The sequence below is a fragment of the Neisseria elongata subsp. elongata genome, assembly GCF_900113545.1.
Classification (GTDB): domain Bacteria; phylum Pseudomonadota; class Gammaproteobacteria; order Burkholderiales; family Neisseriaceae; genus Neisseria; species Neisseria elongata.
Genome location: NZ_FOPS01000005.1, coordinates 185,199 through 191,946, shown reverse-complemented (window position 1 = coordinate 191,946; position 6,748 = coordinate 185,199). Strand labels below are relative to the sequence as shown.

The 6,748-nt window shown below is 53.3% G+C and carries 9 protein-coding genes; 1 reads left to right on the top strand and 8 read right to left on the bottom strand.

Going from position 1 to position 6,748, the window contains the following annotated elements:
- The 8 genes from BM261_RS06920 to BM261_RS06885 all read right to left on the bottom strand — a co-directional run.
- On the bottom strand, positions 1-276 hold a 276-nt coding region (locus BM261_RS06920; protein WP_143095758.1), incomplete at its 3' end, for a hypothetical protein.
- Positions 277-484: 208 nt separating this feature from the next.
- A complete protein-coding gene (tpx, locus tag BM261_RS06915) occupies positions 485-979 on the bottom strand; it encodes a thiol peroxidase (protein WP_074896715.1) in 495 nt (164 codons plus the stop codon).
- 98 nt (positions 980-1,077) lie between these two features.
- Positions 1,078-1,674, bottom strand: a complete 597-nt coding sequence (locus BM261_RS06910; RefSeq protein ID WP_074896712.1) for an MlaC/ttg2D family ABC transporter substrate-binding protein — start codon at positions 1,672-1,674, stop codon at positions 1,078-1,080.
- Between the two features lie 182 nt (positions 1,675-1,856).
- Positions 1,857-2,345 (bottom strand): prokaryotic membrane lipolipid attachment site family protein, encoded by a 489-nt coding sequence (locus BM261_RS06905; RefSeq protein WP_172459028.1) that lies wholly within the window; start codon positions 2,343-2,345, stop codon positions 1,857-1,859.
- 354 nt (positions 2,346-2,699) lie between these two features.
- Positions 2,700-3,632 carry a cysteine synthase A gene (gene cysK / locus BM261_RS06900; RefSeq protein WP_074896710.1) on the bottom strand — a complete coding sequence of 311 codons (933 nt, stop codon included), beginning with the start codon at positions 3,630-3,632 and terminating at the stop codon, positions 2,700-2,702.
- A gap of 107 nt (positions 3,633-3,739) precedes the next feature.
- Complete coding sequence (locus tag BM261_RS06895) at positions 3,740-4,333, bottom strand: hypothetical protein (protein WP_074896706.1); 594 nt, start codon at positions 4,331-4,333, stop codon at positions 3,740-3,742.
- 7 nt (positions 4,334-4,340) lie between these two features.
- A complete protein-coding gene (dapF, locus tag BM261_RS06890) occupies positions 4,341-5,189 on the bottom strand; it encodes a diaminopimelate epimerase (protein WP_074896702.1) in 849 nt (282 codons plus the stop codon).
- Positions 5,190-5,292: 103 nt separating this feature from the next.
- Complete coding sequence (locus BM261_RS06885) at positions 5,293-5,523, bottom strand: YdcH family protein (RefSeq protein ID WP_003770948.1); 231 nt, start codon at positions 5,521-5,523, stop codon at positions 5,293-5,295.
- Positions 5,524-5,854: 331 nt separating this feature from the next.
- On the opposite strand from BM261_RS06885, the gene rfbD reads away from it, so the two are divergent.
- The gene (gene rfbD, locus BM261_RS06880) at positions 5,855-6,718 is read left to right on the top strand and encodes a dTDP-4-dehydrorhamnose reductase (RefSeq protein ID WP_074896698.1); all 864 of its coding nucleotides are present in this window, start codon (positions 5,855-5,857) and stop codon (positions 6,716-6,718) included.
- Positions 6,719-6,748 lie beyond the last annotated feature (30 nt).

Sequence of the window (6,748 nt, the reverse complement as noted above, 5' to 3'; positions counted from 1 at the left end):
GCCTTTGAGCACGTCGCCGGCGGATTGGACGCGGTAGCGTTCGAGGTATTCTTTGCCGACGTAGGCGTTGGAGACGTTTTTGTAATACACGTCGTCCGTGCCTTTTTGGTCGGCACTGCGTTTGCCGGTAACGGTCAGCGCTTCGATGTTGCTGCTTTCGGTTACTTCGGCGGGCGGGTTGTCGGCGGCATAGGCGGGCAGGGCAATGAGGATGCCTGCGAGGCTGACGGCGAGGATTTTCGGCCGTGAGGGGAATTTGGATTTGTTTTCGGACATTTCTGCAACCTTTCTGTAATCCTTTGTAATGGGATGTGAAGGTTGCGATGTTAATACAAATGATAGTGCGCATCAATTGATTAGATAATAAATAAAGTACGAATGAGAAGTGAGGGTGGCTGCGGAATATTCTTTGTTTAAAGAATGGATAAAGGCCGTCTGAAAATGCGGAGCGCGCTTTCAGACGGCCTTTTGGTTTGGAACGGATTTACAAAACGGCTAAGGCGGCATCGTAATTCGGTTCGTGGGCGATTTCGCCTACCAGTTCGGCGTGCAACACTTTGTCGTTTTCATCCAATACGACTACGGCGCGTGCGGTGAGGCCGCGCAGGGGGCTGCTTTCGACGGCTACGCCGTAGTCGCGGGCAAAGTTGCTGCGGAAGGTGGAGAGGGAGACGACGTTGTCCAAACCTTCTGCGCCGCAGAAGCGTGCCTGGGCGAACGGCAGGTCGGCGGAAATGCACAGGACGACGGCGTTTTCCAGAGAAGAGGCGCGTTCGTTAAAGGTGCGGACGGATTGGGCGCAGACGCCGGTGTCCACGCTGGGGAAAATATTGAGCACTTTGCGTTTTCCGGCGAAATCGGCAAGCGTTTTGTCGGACAGGTCGCCTGCCGTCAGGCTGAAGGCCGGCGCAGTTTGGCCTGCGGTGGGGAAATGGCCGCCGATTTCTACGAGATTGCCTTGAAGGGTAACTTGAGACATTGTTGTTTCCTTTATATAAGGGGTTGTCGGGAAGGGGTTGAGGCCGTCTGAAAGAGCGGTTTCAATAAAATTCAAATAGGGTTTCGGCTTGTGGCGTGTCAATCGGCCTTTTTCAGTTTTTTATTGCGAACGGTTTCAATCATGCCGTCGATACCTTGTTGATTGACCAGTTCGATAAATTGGTTGCGGTAGACGGTTACGATGCTGACGCCGTCGACGCGGATGTTGTAGAGCTTATATTGCGAACCGGTTTGGTAGAGCTGGTAGGCGACTTCGTATTTTTTGCCCGATGGGGTAAGGATTTCGGAATAAACGTCGACTTTGTTGCCGTTTGCGGTGATTTTCGGCAGTACTCTGACATCGGCTTTTTCCGCGCCCATCATGGCGGAACGGGCATACATGCCGATAATCATTTCTTTGAAGGCGGTGATGAAGGACTGCTTCTGCTGCGGGCTGAATTGCCGCCAAGGTTGTCCGACCGCCATGGCCGACAGGCGTTCGTAATCCAGGAAGCGGTTGGCATATTGCTCCACTTGGCGGATTTTCTGTTGTTCGCTTAATGATTGGTTTTTGATGATTTTCAGCACGGTATCGATATTTTGCTGTACCTGCTGCTGGGCGGGGTGTTCGAGTGCGGCAAAGGCGGCGGGTGCCAGGATGGCGGTTGCAGCCGCAAAAACAATTTGTTGATACATCTTAATAAGCCTTTGTTTGTCTATATGGTTTGCGGCGTATTTTATCGGTTTGCGCGCCGGAGCGTAAGTGTTTTGGTAACGGGTATGCTTGAAAGAATCAGGCCGTCTGAAAATGCCGGTTCTGGGGAAAACCGGATATTCAGACGGCCTGAAATATGATTGACTGCGCACGCTGCGGAAAATTATTGCAGCGGCTGCATATTCATCAGTTCCATCAGGAAGTTGGTAAAGGCAGGATTGTTCGGTTTGTTGCGCATGTTGGGCCAACGTTGTTGCCAGCCTTTCAGTGCGTTTTGAACGTACTGTTTGGATTGCGCGCTGGTAATTGCACCGCGTTGGCTGTCTACGGCCGAACGCAGATAGACTTCGTACACGCTGTCATCCACCGGATTGCTGCCAACCAGTTTGAGGCGGAAACGGTTCAGGTGTTGGGCGGCTTGGACTTTGGTAATTTTTTTCTGGCCGACCTGATCGTTCAGGCGAGTGGCTTCATCACGAATTTTGGAAACGTCCGTCCAGTGGCTGCTGACCAAGCGGTAGGTTGCTTTTCCGTTGCCGGATTCCGTTGTCGTTACTGCACCGAAAGACGGGGCTGTGTTGATGGTACAGCCTGCTAGGGCAAGGGCGGTGCAGGCTAAAAGGAGTGGGATATATTTTTTCATGGCGCACATTATAGTAGGTCTTTACGCAAACAGCCAAATATTGACAGGAGAAATCGGTGTTTTGCGGTAATTCTGCAACGTTCCGCGAAAATATAGGGAACAACCTTCCGAGACGGTAAAAATGACGGGAGATAGCGGATTGTCGTTTATCAATAAATCAACTTCGCTGCGGCTTTGTCGTGTTTGATATTCAAAGAAGATGATTTTTTGAATGTGTTTTGAAAAACGGGGAAATTGGTTTTGTGCCGCCTGCGGTTGTATGGTTTTGTGGTTGCCGCCCGAGTATCGGAGATGTGTTAATCCGCTGGCGGCCTGTATAAAACAAACGGCCGCAATCGGCGGCCGTCTGTGTGCTTGGGCGGATTAAACCAAATCGGCAAAAAGCGGGGTGGAGAGGTAACGCTCGCCGTAAGAAGGAATCAGTACGACAATCAGTTTGCCTCGGTTTTCTTCTTTTGCCGCCAGTTGCAGTGCGCTCCAAATGGCCGCGCCGGAAGAAATGCCGACCAGAATCCCTTCTTTTTCCGCTGCCGCGCGTGCGGTGGCAAAAGCATCTTCGCCGGTAACGCGGATGACTTCGTCGTAGATTTTAGTATTTAGGATGCTGGGAACGAAACCTGCACCCAAGCCTTGAATCGGGTGCGGGCCTTTTTCGCCGCCGCTCAATACGGGTGAGGCATCGGGTTCGACCGCCACGATTTTGACATCGGGTTTGCGTGCCTTCAAGACTTCGCCCACGCCGGTTACCGTGCCGCCGGTGCCTACGCCGGCAACGAAAATGTCCACTTGGCCGTCGGTGTCGCGCCATACTTCTTCGGCGGTGGTTTTGCGGTGGATTTCGACGTTGGCCTGGTTGTCGAATTGGCGCGGCATGAAATAGGTTTCGGGATGTTCGTCCACAAGTGCTTTGGCACGCGCAATCGCACCGCCCATGCCTTCCGCTGCTGGTGTCAGGATCAGTTCCGCACCGAAGGCGCGCAACAGCATACGGCGTTCTTTACTCATGCTTTCGGGCATGGTGATGGCTAATTTGTAGCCGCGTGCGGCGCAGACCATGGCCAAGCCGATGCCGGTGTTGCCGCTGGTTGCTTCGACGATGATGGTGTCTTTGTTGATTTTGCCTTCTTTTTCCGCCGCCTCAATCATGGCTTCGGCAATGCGATCTTTAACGCTGCTGCCCGGATTGAAAAATTCCAGTTTGGCGACTACCCGGCCGGGCAGGCCTTCGGTCAGGCGGTTGAGTTCTACGAGCGGGGTATTGCCGATTAAATCGGTGATGTTTTTAGCGATATTCATGGATTTTCCTTTCCTCAAAGGAGGGCTAATATAAATGACCTGCGTATCTTAAGAGAAGGCCGTCTGAAAGCAAAATAATTTCTTGCCGCCGATATGAAAACTAAAAGTTATAAGAGCGGTTTAAACAGTCCGGAAAAGGCATAAACCGTTTGAGCGAACATAACGATCAGCAGGGCGGACTGTATTTGTCTGATACTGAATACGTTGGCCGGTTGGCGGCTGATTTTCCGGTGCAGCAGGAATACCGCCATCAGCAGCATCTGCATGGCCAGCCAATATACGGGCTGGAGCAGATACAGGTCCAGCAATGAAGGCAAGATGCGCGGTGTCAGCCCTTCGGGATAACTGAGGAAGGCCAGCAGGAGAATCAGCCAGTGGGCCAAGGTCATGGCAGTGCCTGTTTGAGCAAACAGTGCGGGCAGGGGAGGGCAGGCGGTTTGATAGTGAGACCGGTCGGGAAGGCTTTTACTGCGTAGGAAGAGGAACAGCATACCCGCAGGCGCGATATACAGTTGCGGCATATAGAGGATACTGAGGCTGAAGGGCGACAGTACGCCGGGCGCCAGCCATAAGGCCAGACCGCCTGCCGCCAGCCAAAGGGAGAGGGCCGACAATGCCCACAACAAACTGCGGCTTTGCATGACGGCAATGACAAACAGGCTAAAATAGGCGGCAATGCACCAAAGGTTTGGATCGGTCATGTCGGACTCAGTAAACCAGTTCGCCTTCGAAAACCGTTTCGGCAGGGCCGGTCATGAAAACATCGCCGCCGGGCTGCCAGGCAATCAGCAGGTCGCCGCCGGGCAGGCTGACGCGGATGTCCCTGCCCTCATCCAGCCATCCGGCGCGCACGCCGTAAACCACCGCCGCGCAGGCTCCGGTTCCGCAGGCACGGGTTTCACCCACGCCGCGTTCGAAAACGCGCAGTTTGATGTGGCGGCGGTTGAGGATTTGCATAAAGCCGACATTGACCTTTTCGGGGAATTGCGGGTGTGGTTCGATTTGTGCGCCCAGTTCGGCAACGGCGGCCGATTCGGTGTTTTCGACTGTCAGAACGGCGTGCGGGTTACCCATATTGACGCAGCCGACCGTTACGCTTCCGCCGTCGAGACGGACATCATATTGCAACGCTTCCCCGCTTGCGTTTTCAAGCGGCAGGAAGGGGATTTCAGACGGCCTGAAACGCGGTTTGCCCATGTTTACTGTTACGAGGCCGTGTTCCGCCAGCTTGGGGACGATGATGCCGCGTGCGGTTTCAACTCTGATTTCCTGTTTCCCGCTCAGTCCTTTATCGGCCACGAAACGGGCGAAACAGCGTGCGCCGTTGCCGCATTGTTCGACTTCGCCACCGTCGGCGTTGAAAATCCGATAACGGAAGTCGGCTTGCTCGGACGTAGGCCGTTCTACCAGCAGGAGTTGGTCGAAGCCTATGCCGGTATGGCGGTCGGCCCAGGCGGCAATCGGTGCCGAAGCGGGGTCGAACGGGCTGCTGATGCCGTTGATAACGATAAAGTCGTTACCCAGGCCGTGCATTTTGGTGAATTTCAGAGTGGGCATGAGGTGGTGTGTCGGCGGTTTGGAAAGGGCGCAAGTTTAGCATAAAAGGCCGTCTGAAAATGTTTCAGACGGCCTAATTCGGTTCGGCTGTTTGGTAGACGGCTTATTTGCCTTCGGCTTCAGCTTGTTTCAACAGTTGGAACAACTGGTCTTTCAGTGCCAGTTTTTTCACTTTCAGCGCATCGATTTCATCTTGAGCGGTTACGCTGGTAACGGGGTTGTTTTCCAAACCGGAGATTTTGTCGTCCAGTTCGTTGTGTTCGTCGAAAATGCGGGCAAAGTGGGCATCTTCTTGTTTCAATTTGGAAATCAAATCGCGGTATTCGGGAAACATAAATCGTCCTCTTGTTAATGATTAAGGTAACCAACCTGTCTTCCAGGTTCGATGCAATTATAACAAATCACGTTGGAAGCGGCACACAAATTTTAACTTTGCTTGACGTACCGCAAAGGCAGTTTGGCAGGTATCTTCCATTGTTTTCAGACGGCCTTCGGCAGGCGGGAGGCGTATTGGAATACGCTGTCTGGTTTGGCGGAAAGAGGCCGTCTGAAAACGCACTCCGCTTTTTCAGACGGCCTCAAGCCTTTTCAAACAGGCTGATGACGGGGTAAACTCGCGATTGAGTACTTTAACCGAATGCCCGAACAATTTGAGGAATAGATTTATGCGTATCCTGCTTACCGGTTCGAAAGGCCAGCTTGGCCAATCGATTAGGAAACGTTTGCCTGAAGATTGGGAGTTGATTGCCACCGATTCGAAAACGTTGGACATCACCGATCATGAGGCCGTTTTAAAAATGGTCGAAAGTTTCCAGCCCGACGCGGTGGTCAATACTGCCGCTTATATGGCCGTCGGCAAGGCGGCGGAGGATGTCGAACGCGTCTTTGCCGTCAATGCTTCGGGTACGCGTAATCTGGCGCAGGCCGCTTTTGCCGTTGGTGCGAAATTCGTTCATATTTCAACCGATTATGTATTTGGCGGTGGCAGTCGCATCCCTTATTCCGAGATTGACCCGCCCAATCCGAAATGTGTGTATGCCCGCTCGAAACTGGCCGGAGAGTTGTTGGCATTGGCTGCGGAACCGGATACGGTGGTGCTCAGGACATCTTGGGTATACAGCGAATACGGCCGCAATTTCATTCAAAACCTGCTGCATCAGGTGGCGGAACAGGGTGAAATCCGGCTGAGTGCCGACAATGCCGCTTGTCCGACCTATGCCGGGGATTTGGCCGACGTGATTATCCGCCTGCTGCAATTGCCGAAATTTCCGCAAGGCCTGCTGCATTATTGCGGCAATAAGGCATTCAGCGACTATGCGTTTGCCCAAGCGGTGTTGAAGGCCGAAGCGGAACGTAATCCCGCATTCAAAATGCCGCAGTTGGTGCAGGCATCCGCCGCAGAGATGGGTAAGGGTGGCGCGCCGCTGTATTCGGTGCTCAATTGCGAAAAGGCGCGCGCGTTGGGTTTCGTGCAGGGCGACTGGCAGAAAAGCGTGCCGTCGGTATTGGCGGCACTGGCCGAAATTTGAGAAGTTATCAGGCCGTCTGAAAATCGGGGA

Coding starts and splice junctions, on each gene's coding strand:
- tpx (WP_074896715.1), bottom strand. CDS start 979: ATGTCTCAAGTTACCCTTCAAGGCAATCTCGTAGAAATCGGCGGCCAT.
- BM261_RS06905 (WP_172459028.1), bottom strand. CDS start 2,345: ATGTGCGCCATGAAAAAATATATCCCACTCCTTTTAGCCTGCACCGCC.
- dapF (WP_074896702.1), bottom strand. CDS start 5,189: ATGCCCACTCTGAAATTCACCAAAATGCACGGCCTGGGTAACGACTTT.
- BM261_RS06895 (WP_074896706.1), bottom strand. CDS start 4,333: ATGACCGATCCAAACCTTTGGTGCATTGCCGCCTATTTTAGCCTGTTT.
- cysK (WP_074896710.1), bottom strand. CDS start 3,632: ATGAATATCGCTAAAAACATCACCGATTTAATCGGCAATACCCCGCTC.
- rfbD (WP_074896698.1), top strand. CDS start 5,855: ATGCGTATCCTGCTTACCGGTTCGAAAGGCCAGCTTGGCCAATCGATT.
- BM261_RS06910 (WP_074896712.1), bottom strand. CDS start 1,674: ATGTATCAACAAATTGTTTTTGCGGCTGCAACCGCCATCCTGGCACCC.
- BM261_RS06885 (WP_003770948.1), bottom strand. CDS start 5,523: ATGTTTCCCGAATACCGCGATTTGATTTCCAAATTGAAACAAGAAGAT.